Below are 22006 nucleotides of genomic sequence, written 5' to 3' on the forward strand. Positions count from 1 at the left end.
CAGCGCTGCGCAATGCAGCGTGGGCAGTGCCCACAAACGACAAGGCCCCGCATTTCTGCGAGGCCTTGTTTTGTATGGTGCCGGCACCAGGAGTCGAACCCGGGACCTACTGATTACAAGTCAGTTGCTCTACCAGCTGAGCTATACCGGCATTTGAGGGTCGCCATTATATCCATTCGTTTGCACGAGTAAAGACGCTTGCGGCAGGTTTTTGCTGCTCTTTTTTTGGCGCCCTGGCGCGGCTTATGCACAAATGCAGGGCGGGTAGATCGTTTTGGCTATCTCCCACGCAGCGTTAAACCTATTTTACAAGAGATTGTTTTATATAGATTTTTCTTCTGGTCAAAAAATGATCAGCTTTGATTAAGGCTTGTAGAAGGTGGCTTGGCGGCTGTTGCTCAGAATTTGTGAACAGAGTTATCCACAGATTGTGTGCGCAACTCAGGCGCGTTCGGCGAGCAGCAGGAGGTTGCGGGGTGTGAGGTGAGCGGGGCAAAACTGGCCGAGGCGTACGGCATAGCCCTGTTCCTGCAGATACAGCGCACGGTCGAGTACTAGCCAGAGTTCCAGTGGGCGGCGGAACAGGCCGCGCAGCAATTCCAGATTGCGCACTTCGGCCAGGCGCTGCCAGCCGGCTGCTTCGAGAGCCTGCCAATCGCGCTCTTCAGGCGGCGGCAGCCCCTTCAGTTCGGCCAGGTCGCGGCAGTAAGCGGCGAAGCTTTTCTTCAGCCAGGCGGGCGGCAGTGATGGGGTGGGTAGATAGTCGTCCACGCCGCGCAATTCGCGTTGCAGCAGGTCGAAGGCCAGACGCCAGGCCATGGACTGATCGCGTTGTTGGCGCACACGGTTGCCGGCAGTGACCGTTTCGCTCATGGGCAGGGCCAGGTCGTCCAGCGACAGGTCGAGAGTCGAATTCTGGGCCGCTGTGGATAACGCCTGGTAGCTGCTCGCGGCAGTACGGTTGTAGCAGCAAGGGGCGATGGCCATTTGTCGGCATCCCGCTGCGCTGGCCAGGTGCATCAGGCGTACATGCAGGTCGCCGCAGGCGTGCAGGGCGACTGGGCTGTGTGCGGCGAGGACTCGTTCGCTGGCGGTGCTGGTGAGCACATCCTGTTCGATGTGCTGTGCAGTTATCCCCAGGCGTTGGCTGAGGTCGCTGCCGCTGGCGACCAGGGCGGGATCGTACTCCAGGCAGGTCAACGCCTGGCCGTCATGGGCGAGTACGCGGCCCAGGTGGCCTTTGCCCGCGCACCAATCCAACCAATGCTGCGGCGGGCGATTGAATTGCAGGCTGTCGCTGAAGGCGCGTATCTGCTGCCACTTGCGGCCTGGTACATCCACCGAGAAGCGTGACGGCAATTCGTGAGGCGCGCGCAGGGGCAGGTCGCCAATTTCATTCAGCGATGCCGCCTGGGCAGCTAGCTCAGGAAAAGGCGCGGGGGCGGTCTGCAGCGCTGTTGGCTGATTGTGGGCGGCTTCGGCTTGTTCCAGTGTGCGGCTGCGCAGCCATTTCGCCAGCTCAGGGTGTTGGCTTTCCCAGGGCAGTACTTGATAGGTAAAGGGACGCGGTTTCCATAACGCTTGATGGGCGCAAAGAAACGCATCCAGCGCCTGAAAGCGCTGGAGCAGGGCATCGCCACTGAGCGGCTGGAGAGATTGGGGTAGGGTCATGGCGAAGAGCGCCGGGGCGTTAGCCCCGACACTTCAGCGGCCCTGGCAGGCGTCGACGCGCAGCCAGCGTTCCAGCAGTTTGAAGGCGTTGATCAGCACGAAGGTGATGACCAGATAGAACACGGCGGCGGTGAAGAAGAACTCCATGTTCACATAGGTGCGCGCGTTCAGGGTGCGCGCCATGCCGGTCAAATCCAGCAGGGTCACGGTACTGGCCAGTGCGCTGGCCTTGAGCATCAGGATCACTTCGTTGCTGTAAGCCGGCAGGCCGATGCGTGCGGCGCGCGGCAGGATGATGTGCAGCATCGACTGCGCGCGCGACATGCCTAGCGCCCGTGCCGCTTCGATCTCGCCCGGTGGTACGGCCTGGATCGCACCGCGCAGGATCTCGGCGATATAAGCAGTGGTGTGCAAGGTCATTGTGATCACTGCGCACCAATATGGATCGCGCAGGTAAGGCCAGAGCGGGCCCTGGCGCACAGCCTCGAACTGCGCCAGGCCATAGTAGACCAGGAACAGTTGCACCAACATCGGCGTGCCGCGGAAAAAGAAGATGTAGCCGTAGGGCACGGCGCGCACGTACCAGAGGCGCGAAGCACGGGCGATGCCCATGGGCAATGCCAGGATCAGGCCGGCAACTACCGCAACGGCGAGCAGTTCGAGGGTGAGCAGCGCACCTTCGGCCATTTTCGGCAGATGTTTGAGGATCAGTTCCCAGTTCATTGCGTGCTCCTTACGAAGCCGCGCGAAACTCTCTTCTCGAGAAAGTGCAGGCCGATCATGGAAATAATGGTCAGGCTCAGGTAGATGATGGCAGCGACCAGGTAGAAGGTCATGGCTTGCTTGGTGGAGGTTACGGCGATCTGCGACTGGCGCATGATTTCCGTCAGGCCGATGACCGACACCAGCGCGGTGTCCTTCATCAGGATCATGAACAGGTTACCCAGCCCTGGCATGGCGACACGCCACATTTGCGGCATTGTCACGCGCCAGAGGATGCGGGTTTTGGACAGCCCCAGAGCTAGGCCCGCTTCGCGATGCCCTTTGGGGATTGCCAGCAAAGCGCCGCGGAACACTTCGGTGGAATAGGCGCCGAAGCACAGACCAAGCGCGATCACGCCGGCGGCGAACGGGCTCAGTTCCAGACTGCCGACGCCGAGGGCTTCACCCAGTTCGCGGAGCACGTTCACCGTGCTGAAATAGATGAGCATCACCCACAGCAGTTCGGGAACGCCGCGCACGATGGTCGAGTAAGTGCCGCCAAGCCATTGCAGGGGCTTGTACGGAGAAGTCTTGGCTAGGGCGCCGAGCAGGCCGAGCACCAGACCGAGGCACAGTGCGCTGAGCGCGAGCTGGACGGTCATCAGGGTGCCGGCTGCCAGGGCCGGGCCGAATCCGGAAAGGTCGAAATTCATGGAAACTCAAGCGCCCGCGCCGCCACTGGCGACGCGGGCAGGCTGCTTAGTAGATGCTGAAGGGGAAGTACTTGTCGTTGATCTTCTTGTAGGTGCCGTCGGCAACGACTTCCGCCAGTGCTTTGTTCAGGCGCTCGCGCAGGGCATCGCCCTTACGTACTGCGATGCCGATCTTGTCATTGTCGAATACTGGGTCACCCTTGAATTCGAAGCTTTTGCCGGCATCGCTTTTCAGCCATTCCCAGTTGACGAAGGTGTCAGCCAACACGCCGTCAACGCGGCCGGAAGCCAGGTCGAGGTAGGCGTTTTCCTGGGTGTCGTAGAGTTTGATGTCGACCACACCGTCCAGGTTGTCTTCCAGCCAGGTACCGGCGATGGTCGCGCGCTGGGCACCGATCACCTTGCCTTTCAGGCTGGCTTTATCGCTCTTGAAGTCGCTGCTCTTCGGGGCGATGAACTGCAGTTTGTTGGTGTAGTACGGGTCGGTGAAATCGACTGCTTGCTGGCGCTCTTCGGTGATCGACATGGACGCGACCAGGAAGTCGAACTTCTTGGCGTTCAGGGCCGGGATGATGCCGTCCCAGTCGGAGGTGACCACTTCGCACTCGGCCTTCATCTTGGCGCAAAGGGCCTGGGCGATTTCCACGTCGAAGCCGCCGACCTGGCCGCTGGCGTCGATGAGGTTGAAGGGCGGGTAGGCGCCTTCGGTACCGATCTTCAGTTTGTCGGCAGCGACGGCACTGGTGCCGAAAGCCAGAGTGGCGGCAGCTGCCAGCAGAATCTTTTTATAGCTATGCATGCGTGATTGCTCCGTGTTTTAACGATTGCTGGACATGAATTGTTTGCAGCGCGCCGATACGGGGTTGTCGAACACCTGTTGCGGCGACCCCTGTTCCTCCACCAAACCCTGATGCAGGAAAACCACTTCACTGGAAACCTGGCGGGCGAAGTTCATCTCGTGGGTCACCAACAGCATGGTGCGACCTTCGTCGGCGAGCGCGCGGATCACATTAAGCACTTCTTGTACCATTTCTGGGTCGAGTGCCGAAGTCGGTTCGTCGAACAGGATCACCTTCGGCTGCATGGCCAGGGTGCGAGCGATGGCCGCGCGTTGCTGCTGGCCGCCGGAAAGTTGATTGGGGTAGGCGTGGCGTTTGTCGGCGATGCCGACCTTGGCCAGTAGCGCTTCGGCGATTTCGGTGGCTTCGGCCTTGCTCTTGCCGAGCACGCGCCGTGGCGCTTCGATGATGTTGTCCAGCACGGTCATGTGCGGCCACAGGTTGAAGTTCTGGAACACGAAGCCGATTTCGCTGCGCAGGCGATTGATCTGCCGGCTGTCCGCGGCGACCAGTTCGCCATTCTTCTGGCTCTTCAGCTTGAGTTCTTCGCCGGCCACGATGATCTGGCCCTGATGGGGATTTTCCAGCAGGTTGATGCAGCGCAGAAAGGTCGACTTGCCCGAGCCGGACGAGCCGAGGATGGAAATCACGTCACCGTCGCGGGCCGTCAGGGAAATGCCCTTGAGCACGTCGAGGTCGCCATAGCGTTTGTGCAGATTGCGGATTTCCAGCGCAGGCGGTGCCTCAGCCATCGAGCAGTCCTCTTAATTCTTGTGCGGATAAGATCCGTGTATGGCAGGGCTGTGGGCTGCAAACCTAGCATAGGCACCAGGGGGCGCCAAGGGTGCTGCTGGCCCGCTGCCGCTACGGTTACGGGGGTGTCGCATCATCGCAGTTGCTTGTCGCCCCGCCGCAAAACAGGGATAGCGCAGACTGCATTTTAAAAAGACGCGAACCCTACTCACATCCGCCTCGCAATTCCAGTGCCAATAGCTTGTTTGGCCGATCTGGAGCCAGGGCTGTCAGTTGCCGAGCATGCCCTGAACCTTGTCACGCAGGGCATCGAGAGAAAAAGGTTTGCCAATGATGTCGGTGCGGGTGGCCGGCTCGCTCTTGTCGATCTCGACGCTTTCTGCATAGCCGCTGGCGAACAGCACTTTCAGGTTCGGGCGCAGCTGGCGTGCCGCGACGGCCAGTTCCTGGCCGTTCATGCCGGGCAGGCCGATGTCGGTCATCAGCAGGTCGATGGGCTCATCGCTACGCAGTATCTCCAGCGCCCGCTGCGCCTCTGCGGCCTCGCTCACCTGGTAGTCGAGTTCTTCGAGCACCTCCACGGTGAGCATGCGCACCACATCGGAGTCTTCCACCAGCAGGATGCGCTGGCCGGTAGGCGATGCGTTGGGAGCTAGGTCTGACACGGCGTTACCTCGATAAAGGGTGGTGAAACAGCGTATCGAGGTGCGGAGCAACTGGCCCGGTGTTCGATCGCATTTCTACGCCGCGGGGAACGGCAGGCCGCCTAGCATGGCACGAATCAGGTGCCTGATCTGCACCGAGAGAGTGCCGTCGGGCTGAAATTACCGTAGGTACAGCAGGGCCGTGGTGAGTGGTGGGGCTGTATCTCGTGTCAGCTGAAAAATAAGTCGAACCCTGAATCAGGTTGCACTATCGAATCGCGCGGTGCCACCGAGCGCTGACTGTTGGATAAAGTTCAGCTAGCGCATTAACATCGCGCCGTTTACCGAATAACCGTGCAGTTCCATGCATTTTTCAATCATGGCCAGGGATTTCCGATGACCAACACCTCTTCTATCGATGAGAGCAGCTTCAAGCGCATTCTCAGGCGCAATGTCGCCTTGCCGCTTGGCGTGGGAGTGGTCAGCGCGATCTTCTTCGTGGTGCTGATCGGCTACCTGCTCAATGTGCTCGGCTGGGTGCAGCACACCGACCGGGTGCTCAATAACGCCAATGAAGGCCTGAAGCTGTCGATCGATCAGGAAACCGGGTTTCGCGGTTATTTGCTCTCCGGCGATGTGCGCTTCCTGCAGCCGTTCGAGGTTGCCAAGCCGCGGATCAAGGCGGAGATGGAGATTCTCTTCGAGCTGGTCGCGGACAACTCGGTGCAGGTCGATCGTTTGCGCACCATCACCGCGTTGCAGGATGAGTGGAATACCTTCGCGCAAGCTGCGATCACTGCCAAGCGCGAAGGCGGCAATTTCATCGACCCGGTGCGCGATGGTCGTGGCAAGCAACTGACCGACGCCATTCGCGGCGAGTACGCGGATTTCGTCGCTCATGAGCAACGTCTGCGCAAAGAACGCAACGACGCGGCGAGCAGCACGGCGACCGTCACCATCGGTCTGTTTCTGCTTTTTACCTTGTTGTTCAGCGGCTCGCTGGCGCTGTTCGGACGCCGCGAGCTGCTTAGCCTGACCAACACCTATGGCGCCATCCTCAAGAAGCAGGATGAGCACAACGAGCGCCTGCAGGCGCAGGCCTGGTTGCGCAATGGGCAGACCGAAATGGCTGATCGGCTGATCGGTCAACTGGCATTGCCGGTGCTGGGGCGCAACATGCTGGAATTCCTGGCCAGCCACCTCGGGGCGGTGGTGGGCGCGCTTTATGTGCGCGAGGAGCACGGTGGTCTGCGCCGCGTTGCGTCCTACGGGTTTTCCCGCGAGCAGGAAAATACCGAGCAGTCGTTCTACAACGCCGAAGGCCTGGTTGGCCAAGTGGCCCAGAGCCGTCGCCTGTTGACCCTCGATCAGTTGCCCGCCGACTACCTCAAGGTCAGTTCGGGGCTGGGCCATGGCGAGCCACTGACTGTGGCGCTGCTGCCCATCGACAACGATGGTGAAGTCAACGGCGTGATTGAGCTGGGCTTCCTGCGCCCGCTGAGCGAGCGCGACAGCGAGTTCCTCAAGCAGATCGCCTCCAGCATCGGCGCTTCGGTCGAAGCTGCCCGTTATCGTCATCGCCTGCAGGAAATCCTCGCCGAAACCCAGCAGCTCAACGAAGAGCTGCAGGTACAGCAGGAAGAACTGAAGACCGCCAACGAGGAGCTGGAAGAGCAGTCGCGGGCGCTCAAGGAGTCCCAGGCGCACCTGGAAACCCAGCAAGCGGAGCTGGAACAGACCAACGAGCAGTTGTCCTCGCAGCGCGACGCGCTGGATGACCGCAACAGCGCTCTGCGCGTTGCCCAGGCCCAGCTGGAAGAGCGCGCCGAAGAGTTGCAGCGCGCCAGCCGCTACAAGTCTGAATTCCTCGCCAACATGTCCCACGAGCTGCGCACGCCGCTGAACAGTTCGCTGATCCTTGCCAAGCTGCTGTCCGACAACCCCAAGGGCAATCTCGACGCCGAACAGGTCAAGTTCGCCGACTCGATCTACTCCGCGGGTAACGACCTGCTCAACCTGATCAACGACATCCTCGACATCTCCAAGGTCGAGGCCGGCAAGCTCGACCTACGCCCCGAAAACGCCAACGTGGTGCGCCTCGCGCAAAGCCTGGAGAGCACCTTCCAGCCGTTGGCTGGGGAGAAGCAACTGGCCTTCAGCGTGCAGGTCGACGACGACGTGCCGCGCTCGCTGTACACGGATCGCCTGCGCGTCGAGCAAATTCTCAAGAACCTGCTTTCCAATGCCATCAAGTTCACCGAGCAGGGCGCGGTCAGCCTGAGCGTCAGCCGTGTCGATGATGGCGTGTCGTTCGCCGTGCGCGACAGCGGGATCGGCATTCGTGGTGATCAGCAAGAGTACATTTTCGAGGCCTTCCGCCAGGCCGATGGCACCACCAACCGACGCTTTGGCGGTACCGGTCTGGGGCTGTCGATCTCCCGCGATCTGGCCGTGCTGCTGGGCGGTTCGATCAGTGTTACCAGCGTGCCGAATGAGGGCAGTGTCTTCACCCTGGTGCTGCCACAGAGTTATTCACCGCAGGAAGGCGATGCTGAGCTGCTGCCAGCCGAGCCTGCCGCTGTCGCCCGTAGTTTCGTGCAGCGACCGGCCGAGCCGGTAAAGGACGTAGTGGTGGAAAACACTATCCCGACGTTCCCAGACGACCGCGGCATGTCGGTACTTGGCGGCCGTTGCGTGTTGGTGATCGAGGATGAACCGCAGTTCGCCCATATCCTCTACGACTTGGCCCATGAGCTGGATTACCGCTGTCTGGTTGCCCATTGCGCCGAAGACGGTTTGAACCTGGCCACTACCCATCACCCTGACGCCATCCTGCTGGACATGCGCCTGCCGGACAGCTCCGGTTTGTCGGTGTTGCAGCGGCTCAAGGAAAACCCAGGCACCCGGCACATTCCGGTGCACGTTATTTCCGTTGAAGATATGGCCGAGGCGGCGCTGCATATGGGCGCTGTGGGGTATGCGCAGAAGCCTGCAACGCGCGACCAACTCAAGGGCGTATTCAGCAAGCTGGAAGCACGCCTGACGCAGAAGATGAAGCGTGTGCTGGTGGTCGAGGACGATAAACTGCAACGCGACAGCATCGCCCGGTTGATCGGCGATGACGACATCGAGATTGTCGCTGTCGAGTTCGGTGAGCAGGCGCTGGAACAACTGCGCCATCACATCTTCGATTGCATGATCATCGACCTCAAATTGCCGGATATGCAGGGTGACGAACTACTGGCGCGCATGGGCAGCGAGAACATCCGCTCCTACCCGCCGGTGATCGTTTACACCGGGCGCAACCTGACTCGCGCCGAGGAAGCCGAGCTGCTCAAGTACTCGCGCTCGATCATCATCAAGGGCGCGCGCTCCCCAGAACGGTTGCTCGATGAAGTCACCCTGTTCCTGCACATGGTCGAGTCGGAGCTGTCCAGCGAGCGGCAGAGCATGCTCAAGACCGCGCGTAGCCGCGACAAGGTGTTCGAGGGCCGACGCATCCTGTTGGTCGATGATGACGTGCGTAATATCTTCGCCCTCACCAGCGCTCTCGAGCAAAAGGGCGCTCAGGTCGAGGTGGCGCGCAATGGTCTTGAGGCCATTGAAAAGCTGGATGCGGTGGGCGATATCGATCTGGTGCTGATGGATGTGATGATGCCGGTGATGGACGGCTACGAAGCCACTCGGCGTATCCGCGAGAATCCGCGCTGGCGCAAACTGCCGATCATCTCGGTGACCGCCAAAGCGATGAAGGATGATCAGGATCTGTGCATGAAGGCTGGCGCCAATGATTACCTGGCCAAGCCGATCGATCTGGATCGCCTGTTCTCGCTGATCCGCGTGTGGCTGCCGAAGCTGGAGCGCATCTGACATGTCCGACCGTACGCAGGATATCGAGCTGCGTCTGCTGATCGAGGCGATCTACCTGCAGTACAGCTACGACTTTCGCGACTACTCCGGCTCGTCGCTCAAGCGCCGTATGGTGCACGCCATGCGCCAGTTCGACTGCTCAAGCATCTCTGCCTTGCAGGCGCGGATCATTCATGACCCTGCGGCCTTCATGCAACTGCTGCAGTTTCTCACCATCCCGGTCAGCGAGATGTTTCGCGACCCCACCTACTATCTGGCCCTGCGCCAGGAGGTGGTGCCGTTCTTGCGCACCTATCCGTCGCTCAAGCTGTGGGTGGCGGGTTGCAGCACCGGCGAGGAGGTGTATTCCCTGGCCATTCTGTTGCACGAGGAAGGGCTGCTGGAGCGCTCGATCATCTATGCCACGGACATCAATCCGTACTCGCTGGACAAGGCCAAGAAGGGCATCTTCCCCATCGACAACATGCGCCTCTACAGCGAGAACTATCAGCGCTCTGGCGGCAAGGGCTCGCTCTCCGATTACTACACGGCGGCCTACGACGGCGCGCTGTTCGAGCGTTTTCTGTGTGCCAATGTAACGTTCGCCGACCATAGCCTGGCCACTGACAGCGTGTTCTCGGAGACTCAGCTCATCTCCTGTCGCAATGTGCTGATCTACTTTAATAAGGCTCTGCAGGATCGCGCTTTCGGGTTGTTCCACGAGTCTCTCGGCCACCGTGGATTTCTCGGCCTGGGCAGTAAGGAGAGCCTGGACTTCTCGGCGTATGCCGGGCGCTTCGAGGCGTTGAATAAGCAAGAACGGGTGTTTCGCAAGCTATGAGCGCGAATCTGCGTGAACTGGAAGCGGTGGTCGTCGGTGCCTCGGCAGGTGGTGTCGAGGCGCTGTTGACGCTGTTCGAGGAGCTGCCTGCCGACTACGGATTGCCGCTGGTGGTGGTGCTACACCTGCCCGACAACCGTGAAAGCCTGTTGCCTGATCTATTTGCTCGGCGCCTGGCGCTGCGGGTGAAGGAGGCGCAAGACAAAGAGCTGTTGCAGTCTGGAACGCTGTACTTCTCGGCGCCCGGTTACCATCTGTGCATTGAATCGGATCGGCGGTTTTCCTACAGCCGCGATGAGCCACTGCACTATTCGCGGCCGTCGATCGATTATCTCTTCGAGTCGGCCGCCGATACCTATGGCGCTAACGTGATAGGCATACTGCTGACCGGCGCCAATCAGGATGGCGCTATTGGCCTGAACACAATAAAACAACGGGGCGGTGTGACCGTGGTGCAGGATCCACTGGAGGCGCAGGTTCCGACGATGCCCGAAGCGGCGCTGGCACTGCATCGTCCTGATTACATTCTTTCTTTGCGGGGCATTCTCGCATTGCTAGCCGAACTGGACTCACGCCCATGTTGAGTAGCACCGCATGCAAACTACTGATCGTCGATGATCTACCGGAAAATCTGCTGGCACTGGATGCGCTGATTCGCCGCGATGATCGTGAAGTGTTCCAGGCGCAATGCGCCGACGACGCGCTGGTGCTGTTGCTCGAACACGAGTTTGCCCTGGCTATTCTCGATGTACAGATGCCCGGCATGAACGGCTTCGAGCTGGCCGAACTGATGCGTGGCACGGAAAAGACCAAACACATCCCCATCGTCTTCGTCAGTGCTGCCGGGCGTGAAATGAACTACGCGTTCAAGGGCTACGAGAGCGGCGCCGTCGACTTCCTCTACAAACCGTTGGATATCCAGGCGGTGCAGAGCAAGGTAGCGGTGTTCGTTGATCTCTATCGCCAGCGCAAGGTCATGGCGCAGCAACTCGATGCGCTGGAGCGCTCGCGTAAAGAGCAGGACGCGCTGCTCACCGAGCTGCGCTCCACCCAGGGTGAGCTGCAGCACGCGGTGCGCATGCGTGATGACTTCATGTCCATCGTCTCCCACGAGCTGCGCACACCGCTCAATGGCCTGATCCTCGACACCCAGCTGCGCAAGATGCACATGGCCAAGGGCAACATGACGGCGTTTAGCGAAGACAAGCTCAAGGCCATGTTCGACCGTGACGAGCGACAGATTCACAGCCTGATCCGCCTAATCGAGGACATGTTAGACGTGTCGCGTATCCGCACGGGCAAGCTGTCGATTCGTCCGGTGGAGTTCGATCTGGCACAAACCGTGCGCAACGTCGCCGAGAACTTCGCCCAGCAGATGGCCGTGGCAGGCTGCGACCTGCAGCTCGACAGCGATGAATTACTGCGCGGCAGTTGGGATCAGTTCAGGATCGAGCAGGTGATCAGCAACCTGCTCAGCAACGCCCTTCGCTACGGCTCGGGGCGCCCCATTGAGGTTCGCGCGCGCTCCGACGAGGGCGGCGTGCTGGTCGAGGTGCGCGACCACGGCATCGGTATTTCCATGGAAAACCAGCAGCGCATCTTCCAGCAGTTCGAGCGCGCGGTGAGTAGCGAGTCGGTAGCGGGCCTAGGCCTGGGGCTGTTCATCTCGGATCAGATCGTCAAAGCGCATGGCGGGCGTATCGAGGTAAAGAGCAGTCTGGGGCAGGGCTCGCTATTCAGTGTGTGGTTGCCGCAGGCCAAGCGCGCAGATATAGGTTGAACTCACTGCGCCGGCAAGGTCGAAGCGGAGGAGGGAAAATAGCCAGGAGCAGGGCAATGAAGCAACCCACACGAACCGTACTGATCGTTGAAGACGATGCGCTCCTGCTCATGCTGCTGGCTGAATACCTGCAGGGTGAGGGCTATAGCGTGCTGAAAGCCGATTGCGCCACCGACGCCTTCGCTATCCTCGCCACCAAGCCGCACCTCGATTTGCTGATCACCGACTTCCGCCTGCCCGGCGGCGTGTCTGGTGTGCGCATCGCCGAACCGGCCTTGTTGCTGCGCCCGGAACTCAAGGTGATCTTCATCAGCGGCCACCCCGCCGAAGTCCGCGAAACCGGCAGCGCGCTGCTCGACTCCGCGCCGCTGCTAAGCAAACCCTTCACCCTCGAAACACTGAGCGCACAGATCGATCATCTGCTCGATTGAGTCCAATTGATCGCTCGATAGCCCTGACACCCAGCCGCAGCGTCGTATCCCGCAGGGTGAGTTAGGCACGCTTCAATACGGGGCCTGTCCGTCCTCTCTCCGCGCGGTAACCCACCAAGCGACCTCAACGCTCCAGCTTCAGTCGCAGGAGCCCAATCCCGGGTATCGCTTCGCTCAACCCAGGCTACAAAGGGCGCGTCGCTGCAGACCGATCAACGTCTCTCTGGGCTTGGTTTTCCGGGCTCTTCTACCGGGCGTTTAGGCTGAAACGGGCTATCCGGGTCATCGACGATGGAGCCCGGATCTTCATTTCCCGGGTCGTTGATCGGCTCTTCGTGAGGTTCGGCCGGTGGGGATTTCGGGTCGTTGGCGGCGTTCAGGGCAATTTGGATATGCATGGCTGGCTCCACTGCGTTTGGGCTCGGCACATAAGGTGCGAGGTCTATGCGTTTGGAGGAGGCGGGCTGTGGCGTGTTCAGGCTGTCGGCTGGACGGTAGTTCCCTCATCGCGGCGAACCTATGCGCTGTGATCCAAAAGCAATACGACAGCGGGGCTGCGTAACCAGGATCAGATCAAAGCGCTTCGCGCCCAGGCTCGTGACCCGAAGTAAGCCCTTTGCAGCAAAAAGCCCGGAATTATCCGGGCTTTTTTGGGCTGTCGAACAGCTGTCACTCCGTCTTCGCGCTGCCTTCTTCCCGATCCGTCAGTGCGTCCTGATCAGAGCCTGGGTTGCCAGGCGGAGGAGTCCAGTCGACACGCTCCTTCTTGGCTTCTGCATCATCAGCGCCTTGCTTCGGCTCTGACTCGGCATCATCGAGCCCGGAGTCATGGCTCTGCCCTGCATCGGTATTTTTGCGGGATGGCCCTTGATAGGGAGCTTCGGGCCCATTGTTGTCTTCAACTGTCATGGCAGGTCTCCGGTAGCAGCGCAGAAAATCCGCGCCTATAAATCTGGAAACCCACCGAGCAGCGAAGTGCCAAGCCCTCGACGGGCGGCAATGGCAAGCCAGCTGTCTATTACCAGCGGCAGTCCCGGCCGCCTGAACCGAAAATCAGAGATGAAGCCGTCCCAACCACAGACAACAAAAAGCCCGCACGAGGCGGGCTTTTTGTTTGCTTTCAGTTTGGCTTTGACACCACCTGAAAACGAAAGGTGGTGCCCAGGGACGGAATCGAACCGCCGACACGGGGATTTTCAATCCCCTGCTCTACCGACTGAGCTACCTGGGCAACGGGGCGTATTAGACGGTTTTCGCTTTTTGCTGTCAAACATTTTTTGGAAAATATTTAAATATTCCGGGCGCTTACGTCTTCAAGCCTCATTCGCTGGGGGGGACGTAGCCTTCCGCTTGTGCGTAGTCTTCACCGGAGAGGAACTTGTCCATCTCGGTTTGCAGGAATTTGCGATCTTCGCCGTTCATCATGTTCAGGCGGCGTTCGTTGATCAGCAGGGTCTGGTGTTTTTGCCATTCATCCCAGGCTTGCTTGGAGACGTTCTGATAGATGTCTTCACCTTTGGCACCAGGGTAGGGCGCGCGATCCAGGCCGGGCAGTTCTTGTTTGTGCTTGCGGCACAGTACGGTGCGGGTCATGCCATTTCTCCTGTGTTCAGTGTTTCGGCTGCGCGCTTGAGCAGTTTTTTCACCGGGGCGGCGAGCCCAAGGCGCGGCGGGGTGGCGAGGTTATACCAGAGCCAGTCGGCCTCGGCCACGTAGCCGGGAATGCCATCGACTTCGATCAGCCAGGGTTCGATGGCCAACTGGAAGTGGCTGAAGGTGTGGGTCAGGCCGTCGAGCTGGCGGCGTTCACCGAGGCGCAACTGGTGCTGATCAGCGAGTGCTGCCAGGGCCTCGAGGTCTTCGAGCTCCGGGAGGCTCCACAAGCCGCCCCAGAGGCCTGTCGAAGGACGCCGGTAGAGCAGGATGGCGCCGTCGCGGTTGGCGAGTATTGGCATTAGGGTGCGCTTCTGCGGTAACTCCTTGCGCGGCTTGGCGATCGGGTAGCGAATCTCCAGACCGAGCAGGTGCGCCTCGCAGCCGCTCTGCACCGGGCAGAGCAGGCAAGTGGGCTTGCTGCGGGTGCACAGCGTGGCGCCCAGATCCATCATCGCCTGGGTGTAATGGTTGACGCGCTCCTCGGGCAGGAAGCGTTCGGCCACGGCCCACAGCTGCTTGGCCACTTTGGGCTCGCCCGGATAGCCTTCCTGGGCCACGTAGCGGGCCAGCACGCGTTTTACGTTGCCATCGAGAATCGGCGCCCGCAGGCCCATGCTCAGGCTGGCGATGGCGCCGGCCGTGGAGCGGCCGATGCCGGGCAGTTCGATGAGCGCTTCGATGTCGCGGGGGAATTCGCCATCGTGGTCGCGCATGACGATTTGTGCGGTCTTCTGCAGGTTGCGTGCGCGGGTGTAGTAGCCCAGCCCCGTCCACAGGTGCAGCACTTCGTCTTCGGGGGCTTCGGCCAGATCACGCACGGTGGGCAGTGCGCTCATGAACCGGTCGAAATAGCCGAGCACGGTACTGACCTGGGTCTGTTGCAACATGATTTCCGACACCCACACGCGATACGGCGTGATGTCCTGCTGCCAGGGCAGATCCTTGCGTCCGTGCGTGTCGTACCAGCGCAGTACCGCGCTGGAGAATTGCTCGGGTGTCATCGGTTGAACAGGCCCTTGAGTGCGTCTTTCAGTTCAGGGCTGACCTTGTCGCCAAGCTTCTCTTCGAGTTTCTCGTTGATACGGTCACCGGCCAGTTTGGCGGCGACCTTGCCCAGGCCTTCCTGATCCAGGCGGCAGGCCTTGGCGCCGAGTTCCAGCGGGCCGCGGCAGTGCAGCGGCCAGGCGATGCCAACGTAGCGGCTGTTGACCTCGCAGGCGGGGTCGGGCATTGCGCGCTGGTCGCCTTCGATGGTGATGCCTGCGCGGTAGTCCAGGCCCAGCACGCGCAGGTCGAGGTCACCTTCGCCGGTCACGCTGAGACCCGGGATGCGCGCTTGCAGATCCGGGTTGCTGGCCACGCCGTTACGGATGTTGAGACTGCCTTGCAGGCGCTCGAATGGCGTGTCTTTGCTGCGCGGATCGCTGCTCAGGGTTTTGCGGTTGAGGGTGGCGATGCCGCGGCACAGTTGCTGTTCGAGGTTGGCGTCGACCAGTACGCCGTCTTTGAGCAGGAAGCTGGCGGTGCCGTTGAGCGCGTCGATCCAGGCCTTCTGACTGTTACCGCTGGTGGTCAGATCGCTTTTCAGGTCAAGCAGGCCCTTGAGCGGTGAGGGGCGCTGTTCGTCCTTGAGGAATGGCTCGACCGGGATGCCGTTCAGTTGCGTATGCAGGCTGAGCACCGGCACGGCCGGGCGTACGTCGGCATCAGCCTTGAGGGTGAAGCTGCCGTTGCCGAGGTTGCCGCGCAGTTCTTCCAGATTCAGGGCGCCGCCCTGGCTGCGCGCTTTCAGGCTGACATTGCTGAGCGCCTGTTTTTGCAGCGTCATCTGCTCGAGGGTCAGGTTGGTTTGCAGGTCTAGCTTGCGCAGGGTCGGGATCGGCAGCACTTCGCTGGAGCTCCAGGCCTGCTGGGTCGGCGCGTTGGGCACTGGTGTTGTGCCGGCCTGGCCTGCGTTGGCGACGGTTTCGCGCACTTCGGCCTTGCGAGCTGTATCGCTGTCCTTCTTGTCCTTGCTCGCCGGTGGCAGGTAGCGGTCGAGGTTGAGCTTGTCACCCTTGAGTTGCACGCGCAGCGCCTGCTTGGCGAAATCGGCGACGGCGATCTTGCCGGTAAAGGTGCTTTCGTCGAGCTTGAGGGTCAGTTCATCCAGCGACAGGCTGTTTGGCGTGCCGCCGAGCTGGGTCACCAGTTCGAACTGCGACAGGGTCTTGTCGTCGCTCATCGGCGGCAGCTTCTGGCCAAGGCTGGCGAGGAATTCACGCAGGTTGACCGGGGCTATGGACAGGCCGCCGGACAGCTTGGGTTCGCTCTGCAGATCGCGAATCTTCAATTCACCCAGGGCGCGCAGTTGGTTGGCCGAGAGCTTCAGGCCGTTCCACTCGGCCACTTGGGCCGCCAGGTCGACCAGCAGTTGGCCCTGGGCTGCGTAGGTGAGGGTCTGGCCATTGAACGGCTCGCCGGAGGCTTCACCGGACAGGCGCGCGTCTTCGAGCTGGTAGCGCTTGAGTGCGCGGTCGAAGCGCAGCTCGCCTTGCAGTTCAGTGCGTGCGCGCATTACTGGCTGGTTGCTGCCGAAGAAAGCACTGAGTTTGATCGGTACGCCTGCGCCTTCGCGAATCGCGCCGGTGGTGAGCTGGATACTTTCGGCGCTGAATTGCTGGCCCTTCTGGGCGTCGCGGTAGTCCACACGGGCGCCGTTGACGATCAGGCTGTCGATGTCCAGTTTGATCGGCTGGGCGCTGCTTCCTTGGGCGGGTGCGGATTCTGGCTGCTGCGGGTCATTGGCTGCGGTCTGCTCGGCCGGCGTTTCGCCAGGCTTGGCGGCAGGGCGGCCAACGTCTTCCCAGTTGCCGTGGCCATTTTCGTCGCGCTGCAGGTCGAGGTTGAGGCCGTCGACGCGGATATCGCTCATCTGTACTTCTTTGTGCAGCAGCGGTAGCACACGCACTGACAGACCGAGCAGGCGCAGGTTGGCGAAGGGTTTGTCCGGCGTGCTGGCGCTGGCCAGGGTGGCGTCGGTCAGCTCCAGGCCCAGCCAGGGGAACAGGCTCCAGCCGATATCGCCGTTGAGGGTCAATTCGAGGTTGGCCTTGTCCCGCGCCAGTTGGCGGATTTCATCCTTGTAATCGTTGGGATCGAACAGATGAGTCAGGGCAAAGCCCAATGCCACGATGATCAGCAGCAGTCCGAGGAAGAACAGACCCAGGATTTTGCCGAGCGCTTTCATGGACGAGTCCTTTGCAGTGACGAGAAATTTGAAGCCGCGAGTATAACGCGCGACGGCGTGGCTAGGGCTAAAGCCTGTGGGCGATGCGTTCGGCGATGGCCAGGCTGGCAGTCAGGCCAGGCGATTCGATACCAAACAGATTCACCAGCCCTGGTAGACCATGATCTGCCGGCATTTGCAGCATGAAATCTTCCGCCGTAGCGCCAGGCCCGCTCAGTTTTGGTCGTATGCCGGCGTAGCCGGGTACCAGGCGCGTGCTGTCGAGCGTCGGAAAGTAGCGGCTGATAGCGCTGGCGAAGGCGTCGCGCAAGGCTTCGTCGACGCAGTAATCGATGCTGCTTATATAGCGTGTATCGGGGCCGAAGCGCAGTTGGCCGGCCAGATCCAGGGTAGCGTGCACGCCAAGACCGCTGGTGTTGGCCTCCGGCATTGGGTAGACCAAATGGCTGAACGGCGATTTGCCGTTGTAGTTGAAGTAGTTGCCCTGGCACATGTGCAACGGCGGAATTTGTTGTGGCGCCAAGCCTTGAGTGCACAACGCTAATTGCTGGGCGAACAGGCCGGCAGCATTGATCACGCGCTGGGCTTTCAGGCTGAACGGCTCGCCAGCGCTGGTGCCGCTGGCGATCCAGCCATCACCGTCATGGGTGAGGCTGTCGACGCGGGTCTGCAATACCAGTTCAGCACCTTGGCGTTCGGCGCAGGCGAGTAGCGATTGCAGATAGGCGTGGCTGTCGATGATGCCGGTATTGGGCGAGAGTAGGGCGGCAACGCCCCGCACTGCGGGCTCCAGGACGCTGAGGCGAGCACTGTCGATGGGCTGCAGCTCGTCCACGCCACTGGCCAGGGCATTGTTGGCCAGGGCATCGAGCTTGCCGCGCTCCTGGTCGCTCACTGCCACCAGCAGTTTGCCGAGGCGCCGGTAGGGCACCTGCCATTGTTCGCACCAGGCATACAGCCGCTCGCGGCCTTCCAGGCACAGTTCGGCCTTCAGTGAGCCAGGCGGGTAGTAGATGCCGGCGTGGATGACTTCCGAGTTGCGGCTGGAGGTGTGGCTGCCCACCAGGGTTTCCTGCTCGACGATCAGCGTACTGCGCCCAGGTTCTGCCAGGCGCGCGGCACAGGCCAGGCCAAGGACGCCTGCGCCGATTATCAGGGTGTCGATGCTGTCCATGGCTACCTTCCTGTTGGTGTGAGGTGCAGGGCTGATCGATCCGATTCAATCGTCATGACGCCGATTGTTATACCGCCTCGGCGCTGATTGGGGGGCAATGATCGATCATCACCAGTGCCAGCAATTGCCGGCTGTCGGTAAATTCATTGGATAAGGCTGAGAAAGGCGTCGCAGACCGCCAAAAGTGCTGTTTGGGTAGGTGCACAAGCACTATGGCTATGTGACACAATGCCGCGGGAACTCTAGCATTCTGCTAGCTGCGAATGACTCGCCGAGCAATATTTGCTGTTAAACGCTGTTTTTAAAGGCGTATGCAAAGAATCGTATGTGTTTGCCAACCTAAAATTCAGAGAAGAAAAAATGACTGACGCCATCGTGCAAAACGGTGCTTCAGCGACTCCTGCGTTCCTTTCCAAGGCGCGCATCATCGCGAAGCCCGGTTTCAACCGCTGGCTGGTTCCGCCAGCTGCCCTCGCTATTCACCTGTGCATCGGCATGGCCTACGGATTTTCCGTATTCTGGCTGCCGCTGTCGAAAGCCATCGGCATCGATGCTGCTGTCGCCTGTGCGCCGGATATCGGCTTCTTCGAGCAGATATTCGCCAGCAACTGCGACTGGCAGATCTCCATGCTGGGCTGGATCTACACCCTGTTCTTCGTATTCCTGGGTTGTGCGGCTGCCGTGTGGGGCGGCTGGCTGGAACACGCGGGCCCGCGCAAGGCCGGTCTGGTTTCAGCCGTGTGCTGGTGTGGCGGTCTGCTGATTTCCGCGTTCGGTATCTACACACACCAGATCTGGTTGATGTGGGTGGGTTCCGGCGTGATCGGTGGTATCGGTCTGGGCCTGGGCTATATCTCCCCGGTATCGACCCTGATTAAGTGGTTCCCGGACAAGCGCGGTATGGCCACCGGCATGGCCATCATGGGCTTCGGTGGCGGTGCGATGGTCGGTGCACCTCTGGCTGCAGCGCTGATGGGCCACTTCTCCAGCGAAACTGACGTCGGTGTATGGCAGAGCTTCGTTGTGATGGCGGTGATCTATTTCGTCTTCATGGTCGGTGGCGCTCTGTCCTACCGCGTTCCGCCAACTGGCTGGAAACCGGCAGGCTGGGTTGCTCCGGCAGCTAAGGCCAATAACGCGATGATCACCAAGGGCCACGTACACGTGAACACCGCGTGGAAAACCCCGCAATTCTGGCTGGTCTGGGCCGTTCTGTGCCTGAACGTATCCGCTGGTATCGGCATCATCGGCATGGCTTCGCCCATGCTGCAGGAAGTATTCGGCGGCAAGCTGATCGGCGTTAACGTGCCTTTCAGTGAGTTGAGCAAAGATCAGCTGATGCAGATCGCGGCAATCGCTGCCGGCTTCACCGGCCTGCTGAGCCTGTTCAACATCGGTGGCCGCTTCTTCTGGGCATCTTTCTCCGACTTGATCGGCCGTAAAGCGACCTACTTCGTGTTCTTCGCGCTGGGTTTCACCCTGTACGCGCTGGTTCCGTGGACCGGTCACCTGGGCAGCATCGCGCTGTTCGTGTTCGCCTTCTGCCTGATCTTGTCCATGTACGGCGGCGGCTTCGCAACCGTTCCGGCCTACCTGGCGGATCTGTTCGGTACCCAGATGGTTGGCGCCATTCACGGTCGCCTGCTGACCGCTTGGGCGTTCGCTGGCGTGCTGGGTCCGGTGCTGGTGAACTACCTGCGTGAATATCAGCTGAGCATCGGCGTCGAGCGCGCAGCTGCCTATGACATCACCCTGTACATTCTCGCCGGCCTGCTGGTTCTGGGCTTCGTCTGCAACCTGCTGGTTCGCCCAGTGGATGCCAAGTACTTCATGACCGAAGAAGAGCTGGCCGCTGAGCGTGCCCATGGCGAGAAGTCCGCGCCGAGTGCCGCAGAGCTGGAGTGGGCTGCCGATCCGTCGAGCAAGCCGCTGGTGATCGCTGCCTGGCTGGCCGTGGGTATCCCGCTGGCCTGGGGTGTGTGGGTAACCCTGCAGAAGACAGTCGTCCTGTTCCAATAACAGTTCGTCGTTCTTGAAAATCCCGCTGGCGCCCCGTGCGCCAGCGGGATTTTTTATGTCTGGTGCTTTTGGGCCGCCGGGCCTCGAGCGTTTTTCGTCCATTTTTGCCGTGTGCCTTTATAGGTTCGCTGCTTATCAGCCTATAATGGCGGCCCTTTCGCCCAACGATTTTGTGGAGCAGGTGATGGCCGAACGTACGGCATCCGTCGAGCGCAATACCCTGGAGACCCAGATCAAGGTCTCGATCAATCTGGATGGTACCGGTAAGTCCAAGTTCGATACCGGTGTACCGTTTTTCGAGCACATGCTTGACCAGATCGCCCGCCATGGCTTGATCGACCTCGACATCTTCTGCAAGGGTGATCTTGAGATCGACGATCACCACACCGTCGAAGACGTCGGTATCACACTCGGCCAGGCGTTCGCCAAAGCGGTCGGCGACAAGAAGGGCATGACCCGTTACGGCCATTCCTACGTCCCGCTGGATGAGGCGTTGTCGCGCGTGGTCATCGATTTTTCCGGTCGTCCGGGCCTGCAGATGCACGTGCCGTTCACCCGCGCAGTAGTCGGCGGCTTCGATGTCGATCTGTTCCAGGAATTCTTCCAGGGCTTCGTCAACCACGCCCAGGTCAGCCTGCACATCGATAACCTGCGTGGCGTGAATACCCACCACCAGATCGAAACCGTGTTCAAGGCCTTTGGCCGCGCGCTGCGCATGGCCGTGGAGCTTGATCCGCGCATGGCCGGGCAGATGCCGTCTACCAAGGGCGTGCTCTGATGCAGACGGTTGCAGTCATCGACTATGGCATGGGCAACCTGCACTCGGTGGCCAAGGCCCTGGAGCACGTCGGTGCTGGCCGGGTATTGGTGACCAGCGACGCGCAAGTGATCCGTGAAGCGGATCGCGTGGTGTTCCCCGGTGTCGGTGCGATCCGCGATTGCATGGCCGAGATCCGCCGCCTGGGCTTCGATGAGCTGGTGCGTGAAGTCAGCCAGGATCGTCCGTTCCTGGGTATCTGCGTCGGCATGCAGGCGCTGCTCGAGCGCAGCGAAGAGAACGACGGCGTCGACTGCATCGGCCTGTTCCCCGGCCAGGTACGCTTCTTCGGCAAAGACATGGTCGAAGATGGCGAGCCACTCAAGGTACCCCATATGGGCTGGAACGAAGTGAGCCAGGCGGTCAATCACCCTCTGTGGCACAGCATTCCGGATCTGGCGCGCTTCTACTTCGTGCACAGCTATTACATCGAAGCCGGCAAGGCGCAGCAGGTCGTTGGCCGTGGGCATTACGGCAAGGATTTCGCTGCTGCCCTGGCCGATGGTTCGCGCTTCGCCGTGCAGTTCCACCCCGAGAAGAGCCACACCCACGGCCTGCAACTGCTGCAGAACTTCGCCGCCTGGGATGGTCGCTGGTAATGGCCAGGCTCAAGAGCCCGATACTCACGCTCACGCCCGAGCAGGAAGGCGATGCGGTGCACAAGCTGCAGCGCTTCCTGGCTGACCGCTACGAGCTGGAGCTGGGTTCCTTCGAGGTGCTAGAACTGCTCGAACTGTTTGGCCGCGAAGTGGCGCCGCATTACTACAACCGGGCGGTCAACGACGCGCACGGCCTGCTGCGCGAGCGCTTCGAAAGCCTCGAAGTCGACCTGTGGGCGCTCGAGAAAGATTGATTCCAGCCAACGCTGATTGAACTGAACAAGGTGTA

Annotated in this window: 21 protein-coding genes and 2 tRNA genes; 9 read left to right on the forward strand and 14 right to left on the reverse strand. The window is 60.7% G+C overall.

Going from position 1 to position 22006, the window contains the following annotated elements:
• Positions 1 to 75: 75 nt before the first annotated feature.
• From ACZ3GY_RS00450 to ACZ3GY_RS00480, 7 genes are all read right to left on the reverse strand, one after another.
• Positions 76 to 151 (reverse strand) — tRNA-Thr (locus tag ACZ3GY_RS00450).
• 290 nt (positions 152 to 441) lie between these two features.
• Positions 442 to 1671 carry a methyltransferase gene (locus ACZ3GY_RS00455; RefSeq protein ID WP_465908554.1) on the reverse strand — a complete coding sequence of 410 codons (1230 nt, stop codon included), beginning with the start codon at positions 1669 to 1671 and terminating at the stop codon, positions 442 to 444.
• Between the two features lie 33 nt (positions 1672 to 1704).
• On the reverse strand, positions 1705 to 2394 hold the full coding sequence (locus ACZ3GY_RS00460) for an ABC transporter permease (protein ID WP_463563448.1): 690 nt from the start codon (positions 2392 to 2394) through the stop codon (positions 1705 to 1707).
• Entirely contained in the window at positions 2391 to 3086 is a 696-nt protein-coding gene (locus ACZ3GY_RS00465; protein WP_465908556.1) for an ABC transporter permease, read from the reverse strand. The genes ACZ3GY_RS00460 and ACZ3GY_RS00465 overlap by 4 nt, the downstream gene beginning before the upstream one ends.
• A 46-nt stretch (positions 3087 to 3132) precedes the next feature.
• On the reverse strand, positions 3133 to 3885 hold the full coding sequence (locus tag ACZ3GY_RS00470; protein ID WP_463563450.1) for an ABC transporter substrate-binding protein: 753 nt from the start codon (positions 3883 to 3885) through the stop codon (positions 3133 to 3135).
• 18 nt (positions 3886 to 3903) lie between these two features.
• Positions 3904 to 4677: an ABC transporter ATP-binding protein gene (locus ACZ3GY_RS00475; RefSeq protein WP_463563451.1), complete on the reverse strand. Its 774-nt coding sequence runs from the start codon at positions 4675 to 4677 to the stop codon at positions 3904 to 3906.
• Between the two features lie 270 nt (positions 4678 to 4947).
• Entirely contained in the window at positions 4948 to 5343 is a 396-nt protein-coding gene (locus ACZ3GY_RS00480) for a response regulator (protein ID WP_465908557.1), read from the reverse strand.
• Positions 5344 to 5718: 375 nt separating this feature from the next.
• On the opposite strand from ACZ3GY_RS00480, the gene ACZ3GY_RS00485 reads away from it, so the two are divergent.
• From ACZ3GY_RS00485 to ACZ3GY_RS00505, 5 genes are read left to right on the forward strand one after another with little or no spacing between them, the layout of a single operon-like run.
• Positions 5719 to 9192: a response regulator gene (locus tag ACZ3GY_RS00485; protein WP_465908558.1), complete on the forward strand. Its 3474-nt coding sequence runs from the start codon at positions 5719 to 5721 to the stop codon at positions 9190 to 9192.
• Position 9193: 1 nt separating this feature from the next.
• Positions 9194 to 10012, forward strand: a complete 819-nt coding sequence (locus ACZ3GY_RS00490; protein WP_463563454.1) for a CheR family methyltransferase — start codon at positions 9194 to 9196, stop codon at positions 10010 to 10012.
• Entirely contained in the window at positions 10009 to 10596 is a 588-nt protein-coding gene (locus ACZ3GY_RS00495) for a chemotaxis protein CheB (protein ID WP_465908560.1), read from the forward strand. Before ACZ3GY_RS00490 ends, ACZ3GY_RS00495 begins: the two co-directional genes overlap by 4 nt.
• Complete coding sequence (locus tag ACZ3GY_RS00500; RefSeq protein ID WP_465908561.1) at positions 10590 to 11792, forward strand: hybrid sensor histidine kinase/response regulator; 1203 nt, start codon at positions 10590 to 10592, stop codon at positions 11790 to 11792. Before ACZ3GY_RS00495 ends, ACZ3GY_RS00500 begins: the two co-directional genes overlap by 7 nt.
• A 56-nt stretch (positions 11793 to 11848) precedes the next feature.
• Positions 11849 to 12223: a response regulator gene (locus tag ACZ3GY_RS00505; RefSeq protein WP_463563457.1), complete on the forward strand. Its 375-nt coding sequence runs from the start codon at positions 11849 to 11851 to the stop codon at positions 12221 to 12223.
• 212 nt (positions 12224 to 12435) lie between these two features.
• Here ACZ3GY_RS00505 and ACZ3GY_RS00510 read toward each other — a convergent pair whose 3' ends face one another.
• The 7 genes from ACZ3GY_RS00510 to ACZ3GY_RS00540 form a co-directional block, all read right to left on the reverse strand.
• Positions 12436 to 12621 carry a hypothetical protein gene (locus ACZ3GY_RS00510; RefSeq protein ID WP_463563458.1) on the reverse strand — a complete coding sequence of 62 codons (186 nt, stop codon included), beginning with the start codon at positions 12619 to 12621 and terminating at the stop codon, positions 12436 to 12438.
• A gap of 271 nt (positions 12622 to 12892) precedes the next feature.
• Positions 12893 to 13132 (reverse strand): hypothetical protein, encoded by a 240-nt coding sequence (locus ACZ3GY_RS00515; RefSeq protein ID WP_463563459.1) that lies wholly within the window; start codon positions 13130 to 13132, stop codon positions 12893 to 12895.
• Between the two features lie 246 nt (positions 13133 to 13378).
• A tRNA-Phe gene (locus tag ACZ3GY_RS00520) sits at positions 13379 to 13454 on the reverse strand.
• 89 nt (positions 13455 to 13543) lie between these two features.
• Positions 13544 to 13816 (reverse strand): oxidative damage protection protein, encoded by a 273-nt coding sequence (locus tag ACZ3GY_RS00525; protein ID WP_463563460.1) that lies wholly within the window; start codon positions 13814 to 13816, stop codon positions 13544 to 13546.
• A complete protein-coding gene (mutY, locus tag ACZ3GY_RS00530; protein WP_465908562.1) occupies positions 13813 to 14880 on the reverse strand; it encodes an A/G-specific adenine glycosylase in 1068 nt (355 codons plus the stop codon). The genes ACZ3GY_RS00525 and mutY overlap by 4 nt, the downstream gene beginning before the upstream one ends.
• A complete protein-coding gene (locus ACZ3GY_RS00535; protein ID WP_465908563.1) occupies positions 14877 to 17108 on the reverse strand; it encodes an AsmA family protein in 2232 nt (743 codons plus the stop codon). The genes mutY and ACZ3GY_RS00535 overlap by 4 nt, the downstream gene beginning before the upstream one ends.
• A gap of 67 nt (positions 17109 to 17175) precedes the next feature.
• A complete protein-coding gene (locus ACZ3GY_RS00540) occupies positions 17176 to 18282 on the reverse strand; it encodes an NAD(P)/FAD-dependent oxidoreductase (protein WP_465908564.1) in 1107 nt (368 codons plus the stop codon).
• A 360-nt stretch (positions 18283 to 18642) separates the two neighbouring features.
• On the opposite strand from ACZ3GY_RS00540, the gene ACZ3GY_RS00545 reads away from it, so the two are divergent.
• The 4 genes from ACZ3GY_RS00545 (at position 18643) to ACZ3GY_RS00560 (ending at position 21971) form a co-directional block, all read left to right on the forward strand.
• Entirely contained in the window at positions 18643 to 20301 is a 1659-nt protein-coding gene (locus tag ACZ3GY_RS00545; RefSeq protein ID WP_465908565.1) for an OFA family MFS transporter, read from the forward strand.
• Positions 20302 to 20485: 184 nt separating this feature from the next.
• Positions 20486 to 21079 carry an imidazoleglycerol-phosphate dehydratase HisB gene (hisB, locus tag ACZ3GY_RS00550; protein ID WP_042555462.1) on the forward strand — a complete coding sequence of 198 codons (594 nt, stop codon included), beginning with the start codon at positions 20486 to 20488 and terminating at the stop codon, positions 21077 to 21079.
• Positions 21079 to 21717, forward strand: a complete 639-nt coding sequence (gene hisH / locus ACZ3GY_RS00555; RefSeq protein ID WP_465908566.1) for an imidazole glycerol phosphate synthase subunit HisH — start codon at positions 21079 to 21081, stop codon at positions 21715 to 21717. The genes hisB and hisH overlap by 1 nt, the downstream gene beginning before the upstream one ends.
• A complete protein-coding gene (locus tag ACZ3GY_RS00560) occupies positions 21717 to 21971 on the forward strand; it encodes a DUF2164 domain-containing protein (RefSeq protein WP_465908567.1) in 255 nt (84 codons plus the stop codon). Before hisH ends, ACZ3GY_RS00560 begins: the two co-directional genes overlap by 1 nt.
• Positions 21972 to 22006 lie beyond the last annotated feature (35 nt).

The organism is Pseudomonas sp. PME37.24/006 (assembly GCF_055556635.1).

Excerpts from the sequence above, each read along its gene's own strand:
- ACZ3GY_RS00455 (WP_465908554.1), bottom strand. The coding sequence starts at position 1,671 with ATGACCCTACCCCAATCTCTCCAGCCGCTCAGTGGCGATGCCCTGCTC.
- ACZ3GY_RS00460 (WP_463563448.1), bottom strand. The coding sequence starts at position 2,394 with ATGAACTGGGAACTGATCCTCAAACATCTGCCGAAAATGGCCGAAGGT.
- ACZ3GY_RS00465 (WP_465908556.1), bottom strand. The coding sequence starts at position 3,086 with ATGAATTTCGACCTTTCCGGATTCGGCCCGGCCCTGGCAGCCGGCACC.
- ACZ3GY_RS00470 (WP_463563450.1), bottom strand. The coding sequence starts at position 3,885 with ATGCATAGCTATAAAAAGATTCTGCTGGCAGCTGCCGCCACTCTGGCT.
- ACZ3GY_RS00475 (WP_463563451.1), bottom strand. The coding sequence starts at position 4,677 with ATGGCTGAGGCACCGCCTGCGCTGGAAATCCGCAATCTGCACAAACGC.
- ACZ3GY_RS00485 (WP_465908558.1), top strand. The coding sequence starts at position 5,719 with ATGACCAACACCTCTTCTATCGATGAGAGCAGCTTCAAGCGCATTCTC.
- ACZ3GY_RS00490 (WP_463563454.1), top strand. The coding sequence starts at position 9,194 with ATGTCCGACCGTACGCAGGATATCGAGCTGCGTCTGCTGATCGAGGCG.
- ACZ3GY_RS00495 (WP_465908560.1), top strand. The coding sequence starts at position 10,009 with ATGAGCGCGAATCTGCGTGAACTGGAAGCGGTGGTCGTCGGTGCCTCG.
- ACZ3GY_RS00500 (WP_465908561.1), top strand. The coding sequence starts at position 10,590 with ATGTTGAGTAGCACCGCATGCAAACTACTGATCGTCGATGATCTACCG.
- ACZ3GY_RS00505 (WP_463563457.1), top strand. The coding sequence starts at position 11,849 with ATGAAGCAACCCACACGAACCGTACTGATCGTTGAAGACGATGCGCTC.
- ACZ3GY_RS00510 (WP_463563458.1), bottom strand. The coding sequence starts at position 12,621 with ATGCATATCCAAATTGCCCTGAACGCCGCCAACGACCCGAAATCCCCA.
- ACZ3GY_RS00515 (WP_463563459.1), bottom strand. The coding sequence starts at position 13,132 with ATGACAGTTGAAGACAACAATGGGCCCGAAGCTCCCTATCAAGGGCCA.
- ACZ3GY_RS00525 (WP_463563460.1), bottom strand. The coding sequence starts at position 13,816 with ATGACCCGCACCGTACTGTGCCGCAAGCACAAACAAGAACTGCCCGGC.
- mutY (WP_465908562.1), bottom strand. The coding sequence starts at position 14,880 with ATGACACCCGAGCAATTCTCCAGCGCGGTACTGCGCTGGTACGACACG.
- ACZ3GY_RS00535 (WP_465908563.1), bottom strand. The coding sequence starts at position 17,108 with ATGAAAGCGCTCGGCAAAATCCTGGGTCTGTTCTTCCTCGGACTGCTG.
- ACZ3GY_RS00540 (WP_465908564.1), bottom strand. The coding sequence starts at position 18,282 with ATGGACAGCATCGACACCCTGATAATCGGCGCAGGCGTCCTTGGCCTG.
- ACZ3GY_RS00545 (WP_465908565.1), top strand. The coding sequence starts at position 18,643 with ATGACTGACGCCATCGTGCAAAACGGTGCTTCAGCGACTCCTGCGTTC.
- hisB (WP_042555462.1), top strand. The coding sequence starts at position 20,486 with ATGGCCGAACGTACGGCATCCGTCGAGCGCAATACCCTGGAGACCCAG.
- hisH (WP_465908566.1), top strand. The coding sequence starts at position 21,079 with ATGCAGACGGTTGCAGTCATCGACTATGGCATGGGCAACCTGCACTCG.
- ACZ3GY_RS00560 (WP_465908567.1), top strand. The coding sequence starts at position 21,717 with ATGGCCAGGCTCAAGAGCCCGATACTCACGCTCACGCCCGAGCAGGAA.